The organism is Chryseobacterium sp. PMSZPI, from assembly GCF_002835665.1.
Taxonomy (GTDB): Bacteria; Bacteroidota; Bacteroidia; order Flavobacteriales; family Weeksellaceae; genus Chryseobacterium.
Window position 1 is genome coordinate 1 of the sequence record NZ_PIZV01000006.1, and the last position, 24,116, is coordinate 24,116.

General features: G+C 34.4%; 19 protein-coding genes. 7 read left to right on the forward strand and 12 right to left on the reverse strand.

What is annotated here, in order from left to right:
- The coding region (locus tag CW752_RS01695) for a metal-dependent transcriptional regulator (protein ID WP_145957849.1) at nucleotides 1-410 on the forward strand (410 nt) is incomplete at its 5' end.
- Between the two features lie 27 nt (nucleotides 411-437).
- On the opposite strand, the gene CW752_RS01700 is transcribed toward CW752_RS01695, so the two are convergent.
- On the reverse strand, nucleotides 438-803 hold the full coding sequence (locus CW752_RS01700; protein ID WP_101238071.1) for a chorismate mutase: 366 nt from the start codon (nucleotides 801-803) through the stop codon (nucleotides 438-440).
- A gap of 318 nt (nucleotides 804-1,121) precedes the next feature.
- Between CW752_RS01700 and blaIND the strand changes: the two genes are divergently transcribed.
- Nucleotides 1,122-1,841 carry an IND family subclass B1 metallo-beta-lactamase gene (blaIND, locus tag CW752_RS01705; protein WP_101238072.1) on the forward strand — a complete coding sequence of 240 codons (720 nt, stop codon included), beginning with the start codon at nucleotides 1,122-1,124 and terminating at the stop codon, nucleotides 1,839-1,841.
- 68 nt (nucleotides 1,842-1,909) lie between these two features.
- Here the strand turns inward: blaIND and CW752_RS01710 are convergent, their stop codons facing one another.
- The 3 genes from CW752_RS01710 to CW752_RS01720 are packed head-to-tail and all read right to left on the reverse strand — an operon-like array spanning nucleotide 1,910 to nucleotide 4,951.
- Nucleotides 1,910-3,049 carry a hypothetical protein gene (locus CW752_RS01710; protein ID WP_101238073.1) on the reverse strand — a complete coding sequence of 380 codons (1,140 nt, stop codon included), beginning with the start codon at nucleotides 3,047-3,049 and terminating at the stop codon, nucleotides 1,910-1,912.
- A 27-nt stretch (nucleotides 3,050-3,076) separates the two neighbouring features.
- Nucleotides 3,077-3,979 (reverse strand): TssN family type VI secretion system protein, encoded by a 903-nt coding sequence (locus CW752_RS01715; RefSeq protein ID WP_101238074.1) that lies wholly within the window; start codon nucleotides 3,977-3,979, stop codon nucleotides 3,077-3,079.
- Between the two features lie 54 nt (nucleotides 3,980-4,033).
- Entirely contained in the window at nucleotides 4,034-4,951 is a 918-nt protein-coding gene (locus tag CW752_RS01720) for a type VI secretion system baseplate subunit TssG (protein ID WP_228401569.1), read from the reverse strand.
- 424 nt (nucleotides 4,952-5,375) lie between these two features.
- Here CW752_RS01720 and CW752_RS01725 point away from each other — a divergent pair, with 424 nt between their 5' ends.
- From CW752_RS01725 to CW752_RS01745, 4 genes are all read left to right on the forward strand, one after another.
- Nucleotides 5,376-6,167, forward strand: a complete 792-nt coding sequence (locus CW752_RS01725; RefSeq protein WP_101238076.1) for a S1/P1 nuclease — start codon at nucleotides 5,376-5,378, stop codon at nucleotides 6,165-6,167.
- A 523-nt stretch (nucleotides 6,168-6,690) separates the two neighbouring features.
- Nucleotides 6,691-7,557 (forward strand): RNA polymerase sigma factor RpoD/SigA, encoded by an 867-nt coding sequence (locus tag CW752_RS01730; protein ID WP_002979276.1) that lies wholly within the window; start codon nucleotides 6,691-6,693, stop codon nucleotides 7,555-7,557.
- 670 nt (nucleotides 7,558-8,227) lie between these two features.
- Entirely contained in the window at nucleotides 8,228-8,728 is a 501-nt protein-coding gene (locus CW752_RS01740) for a GNAT family N-acetyltransferase (RefSeq protein WP_101238078.1), read from the forward strand.
- 297 nt (nucleotides 8,729-9,025) lie between these two features.
- Nucleotides 9,026-9,277 carry a hypothetical protein gene (locus tag CW752_RS01745; RefSeq protein WP_101238079.1) on the forward strand — a complete coding sequence of 84 codons (252 nt, stop codon included), beginning with the start codon at nucleotides 9,026-9,028 and terminating at the stop codon, nucleotides 9,275-9,277.
- Between the two features lie 277 nt (nucleotides 9,278-9,554).
- Here CW752_RS01745 and CW752_RS01750 read toward each other — a convergent pair whose 3' ends face one another.
- From CW752_RS01750 to CW752_RS01785, 8 genes are all read right to left on the reverse strand, one after another.
- Nucleotides 9,555-12,221, reverse strand: a complete 2,667-nt coding sequence (locus CW752_RS01750; RefSeq protein ID WP_228401571.1) for a multicopper oxidase domain-containing protein — start codon at nucleotides 12,219-12,221, stop codon at nucleotides 9,555-9,557.
- Nucleotides 12,222-12,311: 90 nt separating this feature from the next.
- A complete protein-coding gene (locus CW752_RS01755) occupies nucleotides 12,312-12,785 on the reverse strand; it encodes a DUF3347 domain-containing protein (RefSeq protein ID WP_101238081.1) in 474 nt (157 codons plus the stop codon).
- 114 nt (nucleotides 12,786-12,899) lie between these two features.
- Entirely contained in the window at nucleotides 12,900-13,280 is a 381-nt protein-coding gene (locus tag CW752_RS01760) for an HYC_CC_PP family protein (RefSeq protein ID WP_228401573.1), read from the reverse strand.
- 162 nt (nucleotides 13,281-13,442) lie between these two features.
- The gene (locus CW752_RS01765) at nucleotides 13,443-15,650 is read right to left on the reverse strand and encodes a TonB-dependent receptor plug domain-containing protein (protein ID WP_101238082.1); all 2,208 of its coding nucleotides are present in this window, start codon (nucleotides 15,648-15,650) and stop codon (nucleotides 13,443-13,445) included.
- Between the two features lie 43 nt (nucleotides 15,651-15,693).
- The gene (gene kdsA, locus CW752_RS01770) at nucleotides 15,694-16,503 is read right to left on the reverse strand and encodes a 3-deoxy-8-phosphooctulonate synthase (RefSeq protein WP_047095820.1); all 810 of its coding nucleotides are present in this window, start codon (nucleotides 16,501-16,503) and stop codon (nucleotides 15,694-15,696) included.
- A 588-nt stretch (nucleotides 16,504-17,091) separates the two neighbouring features.
- The gene (locus CW752_RS01775; RefSeq protein ID WP_101238083.1) at nucleotides 17,092-17,619 is read right to left on the reverse strand and encodes a DUF1697 domain-containing protein; all 528 of its coding nucleotides are present in this window, start codon (nucleotides 17,617-17,619) and stop codon (nucleotides 17,092-17,094) included.
- Between the two features lie 129 nt (nucleotides 17,620-17,748).
- The gene (locus CW752_RS01780) at nucleotides 17,749-19,242 is read right to left on the reverse strand and encodes a hypothetical protein (protein WP_101238084.1); all 1,494 of its coding nucleotides are present in this window, start codon (nucleotides 19,240-19,242) and stop codon (nucleotides 17,749-17,751) included.
- 89 nt (nucleotides 19,243-19,331) lie between these two features.
- A complete protein-coding gene (locus CW752_RS01785) occupies nucleotides 19,332-22,817 on the reverse strand; it encodes a DUF2723 domain-containing protein (RefSeq protein WP_101238085.1) in 3,486 nt (1,161 codons plus the stop codon).
- A 223-nt stretch (nucleotides 22,818-23,040) separates the two neighbouring features.
- On the opposite strand from CW752_RS01785, the gene CW752_RS01790 reads away from it, so the two are divergent.
- On the forward strand, nucleotides 23,041-24,078 hold the full coding sequence (locus CW752_RS01790; protein ID WP_101238086.1) for a PLP-dependent cysteine synthase family protein: 1,038 nt from the start codon (nucleotides 23,041-23,043) through the stop codon (nucleotides 24,076-24,078).
- Nucleotides 24,079-24,116 lie beyond the last annotated feature (38 nt).

Below are 24,116 nucleotides of genomic sequence, written 5' to 3' on the forward strand. Positions count from 1 at the left end.
AGATGTTTTTGGTGAAAACAATGAATTTTGGTTGGGAAAATGTTCATGAGATTGCTGAACAACTGGAACACGTGCACTCTCCTATCTTTTTTGATAAAATGGATGAAATTTTGGATTATCCTAAATTTGACCCTCATGGAGAACCTATTCCCGATAAAGACGGTAATATTATTGCTCAGGATTTGCAAAAATTAAGTAATTGTGAGATTGGAGAAACCGTAGTTTTTGCCTCTGTAACCCTTTCTGACGATGCTTTTTTAAGTTATCTCAATGAAAGAAAGCTTCTTTTGAACACAAAAATAAAAGTGGTTAAAATTGAAAACTTTGATAAATCCATGGCCATAGAAATTGATGGCAAAAAAGAAGTTCTTAGTAAAAAGGCTACTGAAAAAATCCTGGTAAAGAAATAGAAAAGTACCTGTAGAAATCGTATAAGTTTATTTTCTCTGGAGATCCTGTTGCTGTTTTACGGATTCTTCATAAAATACTTCGTACATTTTTACAATCATATCAGGATTTATATTGGATTCGATGGCATTTTTTCTCAAATTATTTTTTACTTCGTTCCATCTTGCCGGCTGGGTAACCTCAATTTTATTTTTTTTCTTTATTTCTCCAATCTTCATCGCAGCATTCATTCTCTGGCTTAAAAGATGTACTACTTTTTTATCGATTTTATCAATCTGTGCTCTTTCCGATTCAATTTCTAAAACCGGAGAACTTGCTTTGCAGTTGTATAATAAAAGAACAGAACTACTCAAAATAATCAGATTCAGTTTTGATTTTTTGCCCAAAATGTTCATAAATAATTTTTTAATCTTCCGATAAATATAAGAAAAAATAAATTTTAACTTAAAGAAAATCAACCAGTAAAGAATTTCACACTCAACATTTTTCGATATATTTTTTTTTCATCTATTTTCAATTAATACCACTTATTTATTCCTTGAAATTAAAATAAGACAGAATACAAAGAAAAAAAACTAATATAATTGTTAAAAAACGGTTAAACTCTCTTTCATAAAAGATTTGATGTTTAAATTTTATTAGGTTTGTAAAACATTCTGTTTGTATTTATTCTTCATACAAGCAATAAATTTTTAATTACTATCCTAAAAATTATGAAAAAAAGTATTCAATTTTTGATGATGTTCCTATTTTTAAGCTCGGTTATGAATGCTCAGGTAAAAGACTTTGTAATCGAACCACCTATAAAACCCAACTTATATATTTATAAAACGTTTGGAGTATTCGGAGGCAAAGAATATTCTGCTAATGCAGTTTATCTTATTACCAAAAAGGGTGTGGTTTTATTTGATGTTCCCTGGCAAAAAACAGAATATCAAAGTCTGATGGACACGATCCAAAAAAGACATCATTTACCTGTTATTGCAGTCTTTGCAACCCATTCCCATGATGACAGAGCGGGAGATCTTAGCTTTTACAATAACAAGGGTATTAAAACGTATGCTACAGCAAAGACCAATGAAATCCTGAAGAAAGAAGGAAAGGCCACTTCAAGTGAAATCATACAAACCGGAAAGCCTTATAAAATAGGTGGAGAAGAATTTATTGTAGACTTTCTTGGAGAAGGCCACACAGTTGACAATGTAGTGGTATGGTTCCCTAAGTATAAAGTATTGGACGGCGGATGTCTTGTGAAAAGCAGAACCGCAACAGACTTAGGTTTCATAGGAGAAGCTAATGTAAAACAATGGCCTCAGACCATGGAAAAATTAAAATCCAAATATTCCCAGGCTACGCTGGTTATCCCCGGACATGATGAATGGCAAGGAGGCGGACATGTAGCACACACACTGGAGCTTTTGAATAAAAAATAAATCAATTTTAGAATAATAAAAAATCCCGAATCTAAGATTCGGGATTTATATTTTAAACTATTATTCTTTTAATCTAGAACGCTCCAACCTCTTTTCGGGTTTGTATTGGTTGAAACTTCCTGTTCGTTAACAATAATATTTTCTTTTCTCTGACCGATATAATCCAGTTCGCTCAATTTAGAGAAAATAATTTCCAAGCTTCTCAACATTTGCTGGATGTACAATAATGGCTCTCCACAATTGTGATGATCATAGTTGGTCTCTGCAACAATAGAAAGCTGATTTAATAGAGTATGCGGAGCAATTTCACTCCATTCCAAGCTATAATTCAGCATTTCTTCTAATTCAGCAGGAACAAGAAGTTGTGTCGCATTATATAAATGAAGCGCTAATTTTGCGAAAGACTCAATTAGGAATACCGGAGGTTGCCAAGGTGTAATATTTCTGAACTGGAAATACATATCACCAAAAGTATTCACCATCGTTGTACATAAGAATTTAACATTCTGTGCTAATGCTGTATTCTGATTTTTATGAGAAGCTTTCTGGATAATCTTAAATGCATATTGCTGCAGATTTCCAATAGATTTTGCATAACTGTTATAGTATTCAATCAAAGCCGGATGACTCTGAACAGAAGTACAAGGTGGAATAAAGTTAGCATCTACCTGAGCAATGTTTGCCCTTAAATCTACTTTTCCGATAATCAGATAATTTCCTCCTGAGTAACTGCTATTCAATGATGTTACCGGAAGTAATTCGATATGGTGGTTCGGCTGTGCACTTGGGTGACGTGGTGGAATTTCCTCAGGGTCAATATCTCCAAAAGGTACTTTATCAAACGGATTTACAGAAATTAAAATATAATATTCTCCATCTGCCTGCTCCTCATTCATTGACTTAGCTAATGACTTTACACTGATTCTTCTGTCCGTCAACTCAATACGATATCCTGCCATTGTTACCGCACTGCATCGTTTGATTACTAATTGTACATCATTGGTTGCCGTATTGTGGACATCAAAAATAGTTCGGTCTGTAAATTCATTAGAAATAGGCAAAAGACCGTAGTTATATGTAGTAATTCCAAGTGAATTGGAATCTCTGATGGTATCAATTAAGAAATTATCCTGATCATTAAGGTGTCTCTGGGAAACTTTCATCCCATCCACCCAATTGATTGCAAAATGTTTAATAGGTTGTATCATGTTTAATACTTTTTAATTTTTTTGTGTCTATGCTTTTTTTGAGGTACCTTCCTCTTCATGTTGAATAACTCTTTTACAAATCACCACTTCATTTTCTGAAATACCGTTTGTAGAAATATCCTGATCAAAATCTATATATCTTCTAAAGCTGAAGAATGACTTTTTAGTATAAAATATCCAATAGTATGGTTCACTTTCCTGATCTGAGAGATGAATAATAGAACCTGGGTTTTTATGATTATAATCATCCACTACTCTGTAAAACCAATCTCCGAAAGTTACTCCCGTTGGAAGAGTTTTAGCTTTTATTCTAAATCTATTGGAATCTTCTAAGTTTTTGCTCAATTCAACATTTAAAACCATCAATCGATCAAAATCTGCTCCTTCAAAATCAGGGAGCTTTTGCTCAGGAGAATATCTCCAGGTTTTATAAATATCAAACGGAATACTGATAAATTGAATATAGCAATAGTAAAATACCATTGGAACAACAAAAATCACCATACTCGTAGCCGCCATCATCGCATAACCTGTTCCTTTGCTCATCCAGTTAAAGATCAATGTAAACAAATACCCACCCAAAGCCATACACGTTAATGAAAGGATAGACTCGAACAAAATGCTCATTGCCAAAGAATCGATATGCTTTTTAAAATATTTATGTAATAAATTAACATGAATAATCCCAAAAATAAGGTAAATCACTTGTGCAATAAGATACCAGTACGGATTAAAAAGATTTCCTGCAAACCCAAAAATACCGGGAATTGCTAAACATAAACTGCACAACAGGACGTATACAATAATTACTTTAATCTTTATCGCAGGTTTATTCCTCCTGATTACACCGAGTATAACCGTCATAATAATTGCGATTAAAGGCATTAGGAGATACCTTAAAAAAATACCTTTTACTGAAGAAATTTCCATTTGTTTCTTTTCGAATTTATACTTTGTTGGTAATTGTAAATATAATAAAATAATTTAGAGGAATGTGGAGTAACCAAGGCGGCTGGCGTTTCTTTCATCATCCTCAAGACTGAATGAGTATTCTTCTTTTTCTGTGACAAAATTCTCTTCTACATCTACGGTTACAGGAAGAAAATAATCATATAATGCCTGAAGTACTTTTCTAAACGGGCTTCCCGGAATATACCTCTTCATTTCTCCATAAGGAATCGGACCAATATTCACGACCCAGTTTCGCTGTCCGTCCATATGCCTGCCACTTGGGATATAAGTTACTCCCAATCTTGAATTTCCCAATAACATGGAATCGTCGTTTTTTTCTATTCCATCAATCACATTGGGTGAAAAGGTAACTTCTACCGGTACTTGCAGAAAAGCGGTCATACATCTTTCAAACCACTTTTTATCCCCTCTGATCTGATGAAAAAACGGTAAAATATGCATGAAAATATAAGCATTTTGCTTGTCCAGCATTTTAATCAGAGGCCAAAGCTCACTTACCGTTTCCAATAAGGCATCTGTATTGCTGGTAATATCAAATTCAGACTCTTTAAGTAGAGCACTTATTTCAGTAAAGAATATTTCCAACTCAAAAGGACGGAAAAATTTCCTTGCATCATCTTCTACCTTTTTTTGTTTACGGATTTCTCTTACAACAGTGTCTACATTCTTTCTCGAAGCTCCCAAAGATGGCGGATGGAACAATCCTTCCGGAAGATAATCATAAATACCTTCCCGGTAGCTTTCTATCGTAAAAACCTCTTCGTCAAATCCTAAATAACTACTCGAAATACTTTTAATATCTTTCAGGTAGGCACGATCGTTTACTCCGATTCGCTCAATAAATATATTGCTTACCGCCCTGTGATATTTCAAAAGGTTAACCGCCACAGCTTCAGCTTTAAAGTCTGTCTGCAGCTTATTGTAATTCATATCTACAATATTATTCTCATACATAGTGTTTCCTGTGATTATGACTTGTAAAGATAATATTTCTCATAGGTTTGAAAAAATATTTTACCAATAATTTGATTTTAAAAATACTAATTTATTGACATTAAAAGGAATAATTTTAAGTAATTTCCGTAAAAATACGGTAAAAAGAAGATCTATTCTCTATCTGGAAAGTAAGAATCCATGTTCAAAATCAAGTATTTAAAAGTACAAACTTCATTATATAAAGTTTTTATTAATTGTTGACACTCCCCTTCTTTAAACTTTGTAGCCCATCCATAAAACAAACTCTTATCAATATAATCCTAAACGTTTACTATTATTTAATAAAAGAAATTTAGAATTATTCATGCTCATTCTAAAAGTGGGACGTATCTTTGCAGACTGAAAATTGTTATTTAAAATGAAAAGTATTTATTCTAAAATTCTGATTTTAGCATTTATGGCCTCTTCACTTTATTCTTATGCATGGGGATTAACGGGTCACAGAGTTATCGCAGACATCGCAGAAAATCACCTATCCAGAAAAGCCAGAAGAGAAATCAAAAAAATAATGGGCAAAGAACGTCTTGCTTATTGGGCCAACTGGCCGGACTTCATAAAATCCGATACTACGGGAGTTTGGAAACAAGCTTCGTCCTGGCATTATGTAAATATCGATCCTCAAACTGATTTAAAAGCTTTTGATCAAAATCTGAAAATGCAGGCAGGACCAAGTTTGTATACTCAGGTTAATACTCTTTCCAGCCAGATTAAGGATGAAAAAACATCAGCAAAAGACAGAAAAATTGCTTTAATCTTCCTGATCCATATTATGGGAGACCTTGCTCAACCACTACACGTAGGAAGAGCTGATGATTTAGGGGGAAATAAAATTAATGTCACTTATTTTGGGGATAAAACCAATTTGCATTCTGTTTGGGATGGCAAATTAGTAGATTCTCAAAAATACAGTTATACTGAATATTCTAAGCTTTTAGATATCAAATCAAAAGAAGAAGTAGCACAAATTCAATCCGGAACTTTGGAAGATTGGTTATATGATTCTCATAAAATTGCCAATAAGATCTATGCGCAGACTCCTGAGGGTTCAAAATTATCTTATGACTATCAATATAAATTCAATGATACGCTTGAAAGACAGTTATTATACGGAGGGTTGAGATTGGCTAAAGTATTGAACGAGCTATTTTAATTGAAATAAAACTCTTATAGATAAATAAAAACGGGACTTTGGTTCCGTTTTTTTTGAATATAATTTTGCGGAGAGAATATATAATGTAGAAAACCACCCCGTCAAAAATTCTCTGAATTTTTGCCACCCCTCCAAAGGAGGGGAATGATAGAGACCGTTCCATATAAAATTATATTAAATAAACCCGTTGTGCATTTTGATATTTTAATGTCAGCTCAGAGTAAAGTGGTTTTGAAGCCGGGAGCTGGAAGTGTGATAATAACTGAAAGTAACTTCCAGCTTCTTTCTTCTAGCTTCCAGCCTTTTCTTGCATAGATCTCAGGTAATTTTAGCTCAAAATGCACAACGGGTTAAATAAGAAATTGCATTCTCATTTTCTACTTCTTTTTTCGTTTCTAAATCGGTGTTCTGGGCTCTCCTACCCACTTTTAATTAAAAATATAATAAAAAAGTAAAACTTGTGTAACCTTTTTGTATTTCCATACGTATATTATATAGTAACTCTTTTTTGAGGATAAAATAAATGAGACAATTAAAAATCACTAAGCAGGTTACCAACAGGGAAACTGCTTCATTAGACAAGTATTTGCAGGAAATTGGTAAAGTGGAACTGATCACTGCGGACGAAGAAGTAGAATTGGCACAAAGAATACGTGCAGGTGACAGAGCCGCACTAGAGAAATTAATCAAAGCCAACCTTCGTTTCGTAGTTTCTGTATCTAAACAATACCAAAACCAAGGTCTTTCTTTACCCGATTTGATTAATGAAGGTAACTTAGGATTAATGAAAGCGGCAAAAAGGTACGATGAAACTAGAGGTTTCAAATTTATCTCTTATGCAGTATGGTGGATCCGTCAATCAATTCTACAGGCATTAGCTGAGCAATCAAGAATTGTAAGACTACCTTTGAACAAGATTGGTTCCATCAACAAAATTAATAAAGCATACGCTCACCTTGAGCAAGAGAATGAAAGACCACCTTCTCCGGAAGAATTGGCTGAAGTTCTTGACATGAGCGAGGAAGATATTAAAGAATCTATGAAAAATTCCGGAAGACACCTGTCTATGGATGCGCCTTTAGTAGAAGGTGAAGATTCTAATCTTTATGATGTATTACGTTCAGGAGAATCTCCAAGTCCTGATAAAGATCTGATGCTTGAATCTCTACAAATAGAGATCGAAAGAGCATTGAATACTTTAACGCCAAGAGAAGCTGACTTGGTAAGATTATATTTCGGACTGAACGGAAAACACCCAATGACTTTAGAAGAAATTGGTGAGACTTTCGATCTTACAAGAGAGAGAGTTCGTCAGATCAAAGAAAAAGCAATTAAGAGACTAAAACACAATACCAGAAGCAAGATCTTAAAATCTTATTTAGGTAAATAATTTTAGCGTAAACAAATGTATAGCGGAGTCTGTTTTCAGGCTCCGTTTTTTTTGTAACAACTTATAGGAATTGATACAAATTAACATGTTTTTTAATCACCATAACAAAGAATTAGAATCTAACCGCAAAAGTTTTTTGAGTGCTAAGATTCAAGTTAAAAGCTTAGAAGTTAAAAAAAATCAGCTATATCCGCTTTATCTGCGTGCGAAAAAATATACACACAAGCATTTCTGTAAACTTGTGTATTCTGTGGGCAAAGATTTAACCACAAAGGCGCAAAAGTTTCAAAACACTTAAGTTTTTTGAAGTTAAAAACATTACGTTGAGAAGAGCACTTAAGCTTTAAAAATCAAAGATTTTTTTGTAGATCTGCTTTAGCAAGTCTCAAATCATGCGGGAACATCTGAGGGAATCCGTGGCGTCTGTGGGAAAAGAATAACCACAAAAGGCGCAAAAGTTTCTGAACACTTAAGTTTTTTGAAGTTAAAAAGTATTGCGTTGAGAAGACCACATAAGGTTAAAAAATCAAAGACTTTTTTATGAGAATCACCCAGATCTATTCAATCTGTGAGCAAAAATCATATCCTATAATTGATTAGGATAGAATTAAATGTTTAATTTTAATCTTCGAATTATCATACAATTCATATTCAACAAACAACACCTCACATGAAATATACTACAAAATGGCTTACTGATAAGACCCGCATTAAAGAACTGGTAGATTTTTTTATCACCCATAAAACGGATTCTTATATTTCCCATGGTGAAATGATGTCCGGAAGAGCTCTGGATTCTCATCATTGGAATCCGGATCTTGAAGTTATTTTAACGGAACAGTTGATTACTGATTTTAATTCCGATGGAAGCTCAAAATTAAATATTCTGGTGTCTGAAAATGAAAATGGAGAAATTGTTGGTATGATGGTTTTTAATATCATTAACAGTCCTTTTAAAAAGTACGCTATTTTGGAAGATATGCTTCTAGACCAGTCTGTGAGAGGGCAATCTCTGGGAAGTAAACTTTTAGAAAAAGCAATTCAGGAGTCTAAGAACTGGAATATCAGTTTTATTTTATTAGAAAGTGGAATCAACAATCATGGCGCTCACAACTTTTTCAGCCGGTATGGTTTTAAGAAAATATCGGAAAGTTATATTTTAAGTTTATAAATTAAATACTGTAAAAAAATGTGGCAAAACGTCTGAAGGAAATGATTGTTGATATTTCAAAAGTTACTTATACCCCACCAAAGACTGAAAAAGCTACACAGAAACATTTAAATAAATTACATAAAGCCATCTCATGAAAATGGGGTGGCTTTTGTTTTTAGCAAAGTGTATAACATTTGTAATCACGCATCAAGTCGTAATAGGCAAACATTTAAAATTATAATAAAAATTACTATCCTCATAAATACCACAATAGCGACATGCTACATTTGGATATTAAATATAAACATAACTATTATGAATGTAAAAGAAAAAGAAAAAATTGAAAAGCTAGTTAAAAATCAATTAGCTCAATTTATTACTCTTAAAAGACTTACTAAAAAGAATAATAGATTGGTGAGTCCTACAAGTTTCTTGAGGAAATTAACTTTAGCTAAGGAATTTGCGTCAAAATATACACATCAAAATTATAATTCGAAAGATGATAAAATTTATTTTAATAACGAAGTGTCCAAAGCCTGCAAGGTAATTATTGATCATTACTTGTAGATGAACGATTCGAGAAAATATTTAAAACACAAAGATTCATTTTTATATTGTAAAAACTTTAAGGAGGCAAAACTGGAATCCATTTCATTGATTCTTTCTAAGCGAATGTATTACTTAAAGCTTCATCAGCGAAAAAGTCGCAGTTCTTTGCTTCCTGAAACTATGCATTAGAATCATCTATTCTTTGCGTTTACAAAAAAATCACCTATAACGAGTATTTACCGACTAAAAAAGCTGCCTCAATGAGACAGCTTTTTGAATATAATTTAGTTTTTATTTAATATGTTAAAGTAACTCCGGCTCCCCAGCCCATTTCATTATCATAATTTCCGGAAAAGGACAACCATTTTTGAACAATATACCTTATTCCTGTTGAAAACTCTCCATCAGAATTGATACTGAAGTTTCCTCTTAATCTTCTGGAAAGTGGAATATCTTCACGGCTCAGTTCTAACAAGACTTTTCCGTTCTGATCGACACTTGCATCAGCAGTAATCAACATTGGAAGTACATACTGCATCCCGACAATGAAAGCAAATTTATTTTTTGAAGCTTTCTGCTGGCCAAACCAGGTCTTTTTACCATGGAAGTCCATTCCCGCATCTTCGGCCATTTGTCTTTCCATAATTTCATGATTCTTCTGAACTCTGAATCCTGCATATGGCAGTGCCCATTGGAATTTCCCTAAGAACCTTCCTACTTTCGCACTTCCTTCAAAATGATCAAAATTCCAGTTGGAATGGAATTCATTCAGATTAGCCCATCTTGGTCCGAACATTGTCATTGTTTCAGCATGTATTTTATTACTTGCTACATCTAACATTGCCATAGAACTGATCATTTTATTGTCTTTCAGGAAATTTTTCCAGGCCAATTTCCTATTAGGTAACTGTGGATTAGGTTTAGAGTTTTCATAACTGAAAATTCTTCCCATCCCTGCCATCATATGATATAAAATGTGACAATGAAAAAACCAGTCTCCATCCTGATTAGCTGCAAACTCAATCGTTACTGTTTCCATAGGCATGATATCCACTACGTTTTTCAATGGAGAATATTCTCCTTTTGAATTGATCAATCTAAAATCATGACCATGAAGGTGCATCGGATGGCGCATCATAGAGTTATTGTACAACTTAATTCTAAGAATCTCTCCTTTCTTGATAAGAATTTTATCTGTTTCAGTAACCGTTTTGTTATCTAAGGTCCACAGATAATGATTCATGTTTCCTTCCAGGGTAAACTTCATTTCACGAAGGCTGTCGGTAGGAAGAATCGTTTTCTCAGGAGATTTTAAAATATTATAAGATAGTCTCTTAATCGACTTTTCTTCTTTCATATCCATCCCTGAATGTTGAGAATGATCTTCTTTTTTATCCTCTTTAGTTTTCACTCCCATCATTTCGTTCATATGCTTCATCGTCATTTTTCTTTGACTTTCAGGTAATTCAGGATACATTACTTCATTCATATCCATCATCTGGTTCCCCATCGTCATATTCATCGGCTTCATATTCCCGCTCATTTCCATCATTCCGTTCATCATTTTCATTCCTTCAAAAAGCATTAATCTCGGCAGATTAGGAGCTTCTACTTTTTCACCTGAGCCCAGCCAAAGGGAAGCATGTCCAATTCTGTCTTCTGATGTAGCACGGAATTCAAAGCTTTTGTTTTCAGGAATTGTCACTTCAATATCATAGGTTTCTGAAACACCGACAATCAAACGATCGACTTCTACAGGCACCACATCATTCCCATCATTTCCAACTACTTTTATTTTTCCGCCCCCATAATTCAACCAAAAATAAGTAGAAGAACCGCCGTTGGCTACCCTTAATCGTACTTTATCTCCGGCTTTTAGATTGGAATAATCTGAACTTGGTACTCCGTTAATCAGAAACTTGTCATAGTAAACATCACTTACATCCATCGCTTCCATCCTTTTCCATTCATTCAGGGCCTTCGTTCCAAAATTTCCTGATTTAATGGCTTCCCAATAACTCTGAACTGCATTTTTTTTAACAGCATACCAATCTGTATTGGCCATATGAAGCCTCCTTGCAATTTGCATTGGATCATCATCACTCCAATCTCCTAACAGCACTGGAATTTCAGCTGTATATTCCGGTTTTGGCTCTCCTTCCCTTTTTTTAAATACCAGAATCCCGTTCATTCCGATTTGCTCCTGAAGCGCTTCATGGGAGTGATACCAATAGGTTCCATTCTGGGAGATTCTAAATTTATACAAATGAGTCTCTCCGGGTTGTACTGGTTTTGTCGTTAAATAAGGAACTCCATCATGTTCATTAGGAAGAATTACACCATGCCAATGAAGGCCTGTATTTTCCTTAAGCATATTATGCAGATAGATTTCCGCGGTATCTCCTTCTGTAAAATACAAGGTTGGAGCCTGAAGTTTGCCATTAATTGCGATAGCTCGTCTGTTTTTGCCGGTAAAATTGACGATTGTATCTTTTACATATAAATCATAACGAACTGTTTTTCCGCCAAAAGTAACTTTCCCATTTTCAGAATTCCTTTTAAAAATAGTTTCATTTTCTTTTGAAGTATCAGCTGTAACATGCTTATGATCTTCTTTTTCAATTAAATTCATTCCACATTTCGGGCACTTTCCCGGTTTATCCGACTTTACTTCAGGATGCATCGGACAAGTATAAGAAGAGGTAGATAAAGTCTGTGATTTCACTTGGCCTACAGCACTCATATCAGATTTAATGATGTTAGTTTCTTCAGACCTTTTAACTATTTCTGGTTTTATTTTAGTTACCGTTTTTTTTACCAAAGTCATTCCACATTTTGGGCAATCTCCAGGTTTTGAAGATACAACTTCAGCATGCATCGGACAGGTATAATATGTCTTATTGGTTTGAGCAAAAGTAAAAACAGAAAATAAAAGTACCAGAAACATTATTAGCTTTTTCATAACATTTCAAACTTTTTTAGAAGTCACATAGCTTAAAGTTAATTATAATTTAAGCTATGCAACTAACTATATTAATGATTAATACAATATTTATTTAATTTCTGACTTCACGCTTCCACATGAAAGCATAGATTTGCCATAATATGGATTAGCGATCTGTTTTTCATTGCTCAACCAACTGCTATCAGCCATTGGACAATATTGTACATACACCGGTTTTTCGGAAAGTTTGAATTGCTTTGTCAGCGCAATCATATTGTCTGAAAGATTGGCAAAAGTTTCTCTTTGGGTAGCTACAGTTCTCGCTTCGGAAATTACTGAAGCGTCTTTTCTAAGGATATTAAGGTTCCCTTCAGAAACTGATTTATAATCAATTGTTGAAGCGGTTTTAATGAATTCAGTTGCTGCTTTTGCTGTCTTGTCTGCATCATCAGAAGCTAAAGCTGCTTTGATCGCAATATAGTTCTGATACAGTTTTGAAACTTGTGCATCCTTTCTAGATTGTGCTGAAAGTGAAATAATTGAAAATAAAGATAAGGCTGCTGTAATGATATACTTTTTCATTGTTTTAAATTTTTAGAATTAATTGTTTTAATAGAGAATAAGGGTAACGCACAGGTAATGCGTCAAGGCATGTCATCTAACAATATCCCGGATACTGAAAGCGACTGACGAATTCTAAATTCTAAAATTACAATGATTGATATAAATGGGTACCGGACGATATTCCGGAGGAGCATTGATTTGGATAGATGTAAATTTGGAAGCGGAAAAAGACCTGTCTGCAAAGAAAAACTGATGCTTAACCGGAATCTCCGAAATCTGGCTTAAAAAATCGATTTTAAGCAAGTCGGATTTTTGAGAATCATCAACTTTTACAACTTTGATTTCTGTTTTGCAGCAATCTTTTTTGTTTTTAACACCACACTTCCCGCAGATATCATCCACCTTCTGACTTACAGAAACAAATTCCTGCATACAATAATGAATACTAAATGCTGCTCCGGAAGAAAACCCGAAGTAGAAAATAGAAAACAATATAGCAAGAATCTTTTTCATTGTAAAGCAAAGTTAAAAATAAGTCCGAAACCATTGTTATAAAATTCGGTATTGTTGTTATAAAATTCCGGTAAACAAAAAAAAAACGTTTGAAAAGTATTCAAACGTTTTTTATTTTTTATCCTTACAAATGCCAGGCATAAAAGTATTGCAAATTTTTGTCTACAGTTTAAACTCTAATTTTACATTAAAGAAACGCCCGGTGAGATATACAGGAACCGGATATATTCTTGTAGAAGTATAATCCGAAACCCATTGATTGGCAACTGCATTGTCAATATTAAATGCATTGAACACTTGTACACCCAATGTCAATTCCTGAAAATTACCCCAGAAACCGGATCTTTTTTTCTTATCTCTTGGATCAATGAATACTTTTGATAATCCGATATCCACTCTTTTATAAGACGTTAATGTTTTCTGATATTGGTATGGATCTGTGAAAACAGGTGCTCCGTTCGGTAATCCCATTGCATATACCAGTGTAAGATTTACACGCATTGACGGGAAGCTCGGCATATAATCCTGATAGAACATCGCAAACCTGAATCTTTGATCGGTAGGTCTCGGAATATCTCCTCTCCCATCAATATTTTCATATACTCTCGCATAACTGGCAGATAACCAGGAATCCACTCCCGGTACAAATTCTCCAAATAATCTCGCATCTACACCGTAAGCATATCCGGTAGCATTATTTTTACCTGAATAACGAATTCTCACATTATCCATATAATACGGAATCAGGTTGTCCATTTTTTTATAATAGAGCTCTGTAGTAAGTTTAAATGGTCTGTCATACATCTGAAACTCATAATCGTTAGCAAGAATCACTTGTATCGAACGCTGAGATTTGATATCTGAATTAAAACTACCATCTAAATCTTTGATTTCCTTATAAAAAGGTGCCTGATAATAAATACCTCCGGAAAGTTTAAACAACATATCGGTATCCCAATCCGGTTTTATAGCAAATTGGACTCTTGGAGAGACAATAGTTTCTTTATTGAAGCTCCAGTTTGAAACTCTTACTCCGGCATTCACAAATACTTTGCTGGCACCCCAGTAAAACTTCTGAGAATACTGAGCATAAGCTGATAATCTCGTAGGTTCAATATTATTATTTCCGGCAATATAGTAGAACAGTTTAAGATCACCTGTATTTCCCGTTCTTGGATCAGGAATTGGTCTTGGAAGACTATAGCCTGTAGAGTCTACTACTTTCCATTCATTGGTAAGATCTTTCAGATTTTCTTTTTCATACTTGAATCCAACCTCAAAATCAGTATTGACATTAGGAGAAAATTTTGCTCTGAACTGTGTCCCATAAGTTCTTACAAATAAATCATTTCTGGCATGTTCTATTTGAGACCCGGTATCGAATGAGGCCATAGGTTCTTTTGTTTTAGGATCAAATGTTTGTACCTGAAAACCGGATTCTATTGTATAATATTCCTTTTCTCTATTCTGATAGGCAAAACTATCTAAGGTAAATTTCCATTGATCAGAAGGTTTATAGTTCAGGGAAAATGTACCCATCATATTTTTATACTGATCATTTTCCTGACCTGCATACCCTATATACACTTTGATAGGCTGTAACTGACTTCCAAAATCTACTGTTTTCTGTTTAGGGATCATTTCATAATCATTCTTAGAAAAATATCCTATGAAAGACATTGAAAACTTATCATTAACATGGTAGTTAATATAGGATTGAAAATCCCAATAAGTAGGATTAAAATCAGTTTTTTCGTTTAATGTTTTAAGAATCAGGTTGGTATTTCTGTATCTTCCTGAAAACAAAGCTGTCAGTTTTTTATCTTTAGAGGCAAAACCGGTAGAAAGTTTGCCGCCAATTAAACTTGCCTCCCCGGAAAGTTCGAATTTTTCGGGTTCACGATAATAAATATTCAGTGCGGAAGACATTTTATCACCATATTTAGCTTCAAATCCTCCTGCTGAGAAATTCACCGAAGAAACCATATCTGGGTTAATGATACTCATTCCTTCCTGTTGCGAATTTCTAATCAGGAAAGGTCTGTAAATCTCAATATCATTAATGTAGATAAGGTTTTCATCATAGTTTCCACCACGTACCATATATTGAGAAGACAGCTCTGTATTGGAGTTTACGGATGGAAGTGTTTTAAGTAATCCCTCGATCCCTCCATTTATAGAAGCCACAGCTTTGGCTTCTTTTGCTGATATTTTTATATTGGTAAGGTCATTTGTTTTCCCTGTTGTTTTTTTCTGGAATACAACTTCCTCAATATCGGTCACTTTAGTCGTCGCCGTATCCTTTTTTCTATGTTGAGAGAAAATCAGGATAGGAACCATAAGACTTAGCGGTAAAACTAGTTTTTTCAAAAGAAATGTTTTAGAATTTCTAAAATTAATGTTTTTTTAACAATTACAAAATCGATTCTCTAATTCTTGTTAATTTTTGTAATAAATCTTCTAATAAATCTAGTCTTAGCATGTTTGCTCCATCGGACAATGCTGTTTCCGGTGTTGGATGTGTTTCGATAAAAATCCCATCTGCACCAACTGCAATTCCTGCTTTGGCAACGGTTTCAATAAGATCCGGTCTTCCTCCGGTAACCCCTGAGCTTTGGTTAGGTTGTTGTAATGAATGGGTAACATCCAAAATGACAGGTGCATATTCTCTCATAGTAGGAATTCCTCTATAATCCACAATTAAATCTGTATATCCGAAAGAATTTCCTCTTTCGATGATAGCCACTTTCTGATTATCAGAATCTGTTACTTTCTGAACGGCAAATTTCATGGCTTCCGGCGAAAGGAACTGTCCTTTTTTCAATGTAACACATTTTCCTGTTTTTGCAGCAGCAACCAATAAATCGGTTTGACGTACCAAAAATGCAGGAATCTGCAGCACATCTACATATTGAGCCGCCAATGCTGCATGCTCATTTTCATGAATATCCGTTGTTGTTGGAATATTGAAGGTCTCTCCTACTTTTTTAAGGATTTCAAGAGATTTTTCTTCACCGATTGTCGTGAAAGAATCTACACGGCTTCTGTTCGCTTTTTTAAAACTTCCCTTGAAAATATAAGGAATGTTATATTTATCTGTGATATTAATTACTTTTTCAGCAATTCTAAGTGCCATATCTTCTCCTTCAATAATACAAGGTCCTGCAATAAGGAAAAAGTTCTTTGAATCTTTGTGCTGAATATTATCTAAATACTGAATCATTTTTGTTATAATTAAAAAGTTCAGTAAAAATACTGAGAAAGTTTCAGACTTGGAAATTATTTGAGGAGAGAGTGAGTTTTGGTTTAAGGTTTAGGGTTTAGGGTTTAGGGTTTAGGGGAAAATAATTGTCATATATTTTGCGTAGATATATTTTATTGATTAAGGTTTGATTAAATTTCTGAAGAAAACTCGATGATAAAGTGCCCTCCTATTTCAACATCCGGTTGGTCTAGATTCCTGACGGAATGACAATAACTGCGTTATCAGCTAAATCTGTAAAGTTTTATCTCCCACAAATCTTTATGAGAAAATCTCGAATATTTAAAGTTTGGGCTAAAACCAATGGAATTTGTATGTAAAAAAGAGGTTGCCTAAAAAGTCAAATAATTTTGGCTTTTGTCATTCTGACGTAGGAAGAATCTCATTGATGATCAGTTATTTGAGATTCTTTACTCCATTTCTGAACTACGTTCGTAAACTGTCAGTTTATGTTCAGAATGACACTTTTTAGACAGCCCCCTATTGAATGATTTATATTGTATTTGTAGAATACACTACAATTTTTAACCTTTATATTATGCAAAGTACTTAGCCCATCTTTTTCAAAATCTTCTCAAATGTATTGATGTTCCTGCTGGTAAACTGGTCCTTCAGGTTTTTCTTTCCTAAGACCTTTCCAAAAGAAGAATCCAAAGTATTCCCTTTCAGGACCTGCCAGTAAAATATATGATTAACAATCTCAGCTTTTTCATTCTCAGTCTGCAAGGATTTCTGAAATTCCTCCATTAAAACCTTTTCCACTCCCGGAACTCCTACAAAAGTATAGATATGAAGATCATCCCCTTTTTCAAAAGGAATACTGTTCCAAAAAACTTCCGTTTCTTCCTGTGATTTTATGAATAAAAAAGCCTCGTAAGAAAAATGATCCGACATCGCTTTTTCAAGAATTTGTTTTAAAGCATCAGCCTTTTTATCAGATGAAAAAACAATGTTCCCGGATGCCAGAATTGAGCTTACATCTTTCATACCGACTTCTTTAAAAACCTGACAGACATCTGCCATTTTCATATTAGTTCCTTTAACATTAACGCCGCGGAGAAAAGCACAGTATTTCATTTTTTAGGGATTAGGGATTAGATTATAGGTTGCAGGGTGTATATTAGGTTTGAGGGTTTGAGGGTTTGAGAGTATTAGAGTGAAAGAGTTATTTTTCTATTATTTAAATTATTTAAATTTTTTAATCTTTTAATCAATTCTAATGTATAAATTATAGTCTGTTCCTGAAGGTTTCAATTTATAGATTTTTTCCAGAATTTTATTGTTGCTTTTTAAATGATCTTTCACTCGAAATTCTTTCAAAAGCCTGTAGTGAGTCTGGTAGTAAACAGAATTCGCATCATTCCCGTCATATAGGTTTTTATAAGAAAGCAGGTATTTTGGCTTTCTTGATTTTACGGTGTTGATCCAATAATTCTTTTTGTCTTTTTTAATTTCCGTCTGAACTCCTTTGTCTACCAATCCTACTTCATCAATCGTTTTAAGTCCGGAAAAGTAAGGTACATATCCTGCCGGCTCCAGGAAAATCCATTGATTTTTATCTTTTTCATATTGATTTAAAAAGAGGCCAATATTTCTACGGTAATTCCATTCCCCGTTCCCTGTTGCAATCGAATGAATAGTCTGAAATGCCAGCATAGGAAGAATATAAAATATAATTAACAGAGAAAGCCACCAGTTTCTTTTTATCTTTTGCTCCAATACGAAAACAAGAACAGGAACAAAAAGCAGTAATTGAGGAACCCAATAATACCAATCGAACAGACTTTTCTGAGAGATAAAAATAACCTGTTTTGCCCATCCGAAAATAAAGATCATCCATAAGAAATAGTTTCTCTTCTCCCTTTGTCTGATCAGGTAAATGAAACAAAGCAATTCAAAAATCAATACAATAATGGTTATTGGATTGAAATTTCCCGGAAGCTTCAACATCCCCCAATAGTTTCCAAAACTGGCCAAAAAGTAATCGATATGCTGCTGAAATGTATACTCTTGCCCATAAAGCAGTTTCTTCGCTGTAATCGTATTATTCACAAGTTCTCCAAAGTAGAACCAGTTAAAGGCAACACTTAATAAAACACCCCAGACACCCCCAAAAACATAATTCCATCTAATTTTTTTATTCCAAAGCATATCCACAAGAAATACAATCCCCAGAAATATAACTGTATCTATTCTTGTAAACATAATCAGGGCAGGAAGAATAGTTTGTACCCATTTCTTTCCTTTATTAAACCCATAATACAACAAAGACATCTCTAAGAAAAACAGAATGCCGTATTCCATTCCCAGGATGGAAATTTTAATTGCAGGAGGAAGAATGCCAATTAAAAATATAAAGATGGCCTTGTGCCAGGGATTTTTAAGAAGCAAATGGGAAAGAAACAAAGTTCCTATGGTAAACAGTATGGAATTAAAAATCAAAAGAGGTTCGATAAAGTATTCCTTACCAAATATCAGATTGAAAAAATAGGATACAAAAACATACAAATGAGTGGTGGAAGCTGATATTTTGGTATCTCCATTAAATCCAATTACTCCATAATCCAGTAAGTTTTGCGCCACTCTCCAGGTAATGAATGCATCTTCCTGAATATAATGGGTTAATAAGAAAAGAAGCTTAAAAGCTACCGTAAAAATTACGGCATAAATTGGGAATTTGTTGTTTTTTGCGTCAACCATTATGTATTTTTAAGATTGACAAATATAATCTTTAAATTCAGGATTCCCAATAACAAAAAAACGGAACCGAAGTTCCGTTTTTAAAGTATTTATTGTGTTGCTTTGATAATCGCAGAGGTAATCTGATTTTCTTTTTCTTTCGAATACGTTGAATCAAAAGGCTCCATGACATCAAATAAGTATTGATAGAATGGCGTAATCTTTTGAACATCTTCAGATTCTTTCATCGCTTTCTCTTTGCCCATTTGCTGAAGATCTTTTACAAAAGCATTGAATTTTTTATCAATCGGCTCAATGGATTTTACTAAATAAGCATATGCCTTTTCTTTTTGTCCAATTTTTGTATAAGCGTCAGTAACAGCAGAAACAACAAGAGAATATTCCATTGGTTTTGTTCTCATTTGTCTTCTCAAATAACTTTGATCTGCTTTTGAAAGGCTTAAATAATAATCATATTCATCAAAAATTCCTTTCTTAAGCACTTCTGCCAGTTGAAGACCTTTTTGTTCCTGACCTGCGATAATATATCCTGATACAATAGAGCTTAATGAACGTGGGTCATTATATTTTTCAGCTGGAATTTCTTTAGCTGCAAGATCCAATAATTCTATTGCTTTAGCTTTCTGTCCACTTAGCGCTAATGCTGAAGCAGCTCTGCTTGCTGACATTCTATAGCTGATAATGTTGGATGTAGCCGTTTCATCAAAGTGAGCATTTAAATCTTTAAAGTTCCCCCATCTGAAATTTTTCACCACATTATAAAGAGAATTAGTATCCACTCTACCCATATCTCCATCAGGAGTTTGAGCTGTGTGTATTGGCACTAATCTATAACTGAAACCATCAAACTGAAGATACTCGTTCAGATAGAATATGTTTTCACTATCATAGATCCCTCCCGAAGAGAAGTTAATTGGACGTTTCCAATCGAAATTAGCTAATAAATCCAATAAGATCAGGTTGTTTTTATACAGAGTATTTCCTTTATAAGTAATCATAATCTGATTCGCAACATTTGGAAGATCTGCTTGATTGATAATTCCCGCTTTTAAAGCATTTTCTTTATTTACAGGAAGGATAAATTTGTTTACCGGAAGAATATTATACTTTTCATATTTCTCTTCTCCAAAGTACATTTTCAATAGCTCATCTTTTTCAGGAGATTTGAATTTAATAAAATCAATAGCTTCCTTCAATGTTAATGAATCCTGTGTAAGATATTTTCTGAATGCCTGGAATTGAGTATCGGGAGCTCCCTGTTCTTTTAACATAGAGAAAACCCCTTCCCAATCTTCCTTCTTCATCATATAAATCTGGTCGTTTACCCCATCTCTATAATCTTCATGTTTTAATTGACTTGGGATTCCCATTGCATTGTATGTTCTTCTTTTCACCTGATCTAAATTCCAAGGTGTTGAAGCAAGGGTAAAGTTAACCACTTTTACATCGTCTCTGAATCTTTCCGTCTCCTGGATTGCCCAAACCGGATATGTGTCATTATCACCATAAACGAATAAAATATCATTCTTAGGCAATGATTTTAATACTGAATATGCATAATCATAAGCTGTATATCTGTTGCTTCTGTCATGCACATTATAGTTTTGGAAGCCCATCATAAAAGGTACTCCGAGCAATACAACTCCCAAAGCGATATTCGCTCCGTTAGATTTTATCTTAGATTGCAAGAACCATAAAACAGCTCCTGCTCCTAGTCCGATCCAAATCGCAAAGGCATAGAAAGATCCTACCATTGCATAATCTCTTTCTCTTGGTTCAAACGGTTTTACTCCTGTATAGAAGATGATCCCTACACTTGTTATAACAAATAAAGATAATAATGCATAGAATCTTCCGAAGTCCCTGTTCAATTGGAAAAAGAACCCGATTAAGCCTAAAATTAATGGTAGGAAGAAGAATGTAACCGTACTTTCGTTTTTAAATTTAGCAGGCATTTTCTCCTGATTTCCAACCAAAACATTGTCTATAAAAGGAATCCCTGAAATCCAGTTTCCTTTTGTGCTTTCCATGTTTCCTTCAAGGTCATTCTGTCTCCCCACATAGTTCCATAGCAGGTATCTTACAAAGTAATAGCCATTCTGGAAGGAAATAAAATAATCCATATTCTGAAGGAATGAAGGCTTCTGAACATTGATCAGATTATAAGGTTTTACTTTTAAATAATCTGAAGCCGTGATCGACTTATCTTCATATTTCGTTCTCAGTTCATCAAAAATTTGCTTAGCCTGTGGATTATCTGCCACATCTTCATTAGCATAGTTGAATGTAAAATCCGGTGCCCCATACATCGAAATATAGTTAGCCATTACATCCTTATCTTCATTAAACATTCTTGGCATTAAGCTCACCTGAGACTTATTGAATACATAATTGAACCGGTCTCCGGTCTTTCTGTACGTTCCGGTTTTTTCATCTTTCTCATAGATTTCACCGGTTTTTTGCGTTTTAAAGCTTCCGTCTTCATTTTTTTCAATCCCATTCGCATCCAAAAATGCTGTATAGTTTTGTCCATAGATTGTTGGCCAATCACCATACTGCTCTCTGTTATAATAATCCAACATACCAATGGCAGTGTCCGGATCGTTAAGGTTCATCGGCGGATTAGCATTCGCTCTGATCGGAATTACCATCCAGCAAGAGAAACCGATAATCATATATACTACAGACAGAGCTATAGTCTGATACAGATTTCTTTTTGTTTTTCTGGCATATTTGATCATAAAATAGCAAATCACAGCCATTAAAATAAATGCTGCAATTGTTCCTGAGTGGAAAGGAAGCCCTAATCCGTTCACAAAGAAAATTTCCAATCTTCCGAACATCGTCATAATCAAAGGGAAAATAATTTTAAAAACAATAATTAAAATTCCCAATGTAATAAGGTTTGCCCAGATAAAATTTTTCCAGGTAAACTTATAGTTTCTTGCATAATATACAAGACATACCATAGGAGTCGCCAGCATACACATCATGTGCACCCCAACCGAAAGTCCTAAAACGAAGAAAATAAGGATAATCCATCTTTCACTGTCCGCTGCTTGATACTCGTTTTCCCATTTTGTGATCAACCAGACCAAAAGAGCGATGAACATTGAAGCCATCGAATAAACCTCTCCTTCCACCGCCGAGAACCAGAATGTATCTGAGAATGTGAAGCAAAGTGCTCCTACTGCTCCGGCAAATAAAATGGAGATTTCCTGATGTTTCGTAATTTCTTCAAAATCTTTGTTGAGCAACCTCCTTACCAAATGGGTAATGGTCCAAAACAAAAATAAAATAGTCAGCGCACTGAACAATGCAGACATCGCGTTGATGACGATGGAATAATTTTCGCCTTTCCCTAATGCAAAAATGGCTGCCACGGCACCCACAATCTGGAATAAAGCCGCTCCGGGAGCGTGCGTTACTTCAAGTTTAACTGCAGAAGAAATGTACTCCCCACAATCCCAAAAACTGAAATTGGGTTCTATTGTGGACAAGTACGTGAAAAACGCAATGACGAAAATCACCCATCCCAAAACGGTGTTCCATTGCCTAAAAGTCCAATTTTTCATAGTATTAAATCAATTATGCGAAAATAAGGCTTTTATATTATTTTAGGTGGCTTTTAACAAAATTTAAAAAATTTGGCGTAGTATTTGCGATTATAGTCCTGTCTAAACTGCGAATACGAAAATGGTTTTTTCTAGAACCGGCGCCTAGAAATCAAACAAAAGTTTAGTAATTATTTATTTTTTTGTATTTTTGCAGTCAGATTTTTATTGAAAATAACAAATAATGAGTAATGTTTACGATAATATTCTTGGCCTAATAGGACACACACCTATGGTGAAGCTAAATACTGTCACAAAAGATATTCCAGCAACCGTTTATGCCAAGTTAGAATCATATAATCCTGGACATTCCACCAAAGATAGAATCGCACTTCATATTATAGAAAATGCAGAGAAAAAAGGCTTATTAAAGGAAGATTCTGTAGTTGTTGAAACTACATCCGGCAACACCGGATTTTCTATTGCAATGGTATGTATCATTAAAGGATATAAATGTATTCTCGCGGTAAGCGACAAGACAAAACCAGAAAAAATTGCTTATTTAAAAGCATTAGGAGCTACGGTTTATATCTGCCCGGCCAACGTTCCGGCGGATGATCCAAGATCTTATTATGAAGTCGCTAAGAGAATCGCTTTGGAAACTCCAAATTCTATTTACATCAATCAGTACTTTAACGAACTGAATATTGATGCCCATTACCAGTCTACTGGTCCTGAAATCTGGGAACAAACAGAAGGTAAGATCACCCACCTTTTTGCTTGTACAGGTACAGGAGGTACATTATCAGGTTCGGCAAAGTTTTTGAAGGAAAAAAATCCGGATATTAAAATAATCGGAATAGATGCGGACGGTTCTATATTAAAAAGCTATCACGAAACAGGAGAGATTCACAAAGAAGATGTACATCCTTATCAAATTGAAGGAATGGGAAAAAACCTGATTCCATCGGCTCTACTTTTTGATAAAGTAGATGAGTTTGTAAGGGTAAATGATGAAATGGCCGCATACAGAACCCGCGAAATTGCCTTGAAAGAGGCTATTATGGGAGGTTATACAACAGGAGCCGTAACCCAAGGGCTAATACAGTATGCACAATCTCATGAACTCACCGAAAACGACGTGGTTGTTTTAATATACCCTGACCATGGCTCCAGATACATCACTAAAGTATATAGTGATAAATGGATGGCTGAACAGGGATTTGTTAACAACTGTGTTCACAATTATGACGAAGTTTTCAAGACTGAGTTTATTAAATAAGAACAAATAAAATCACAATACAAAAGCCTTTTGCGTGT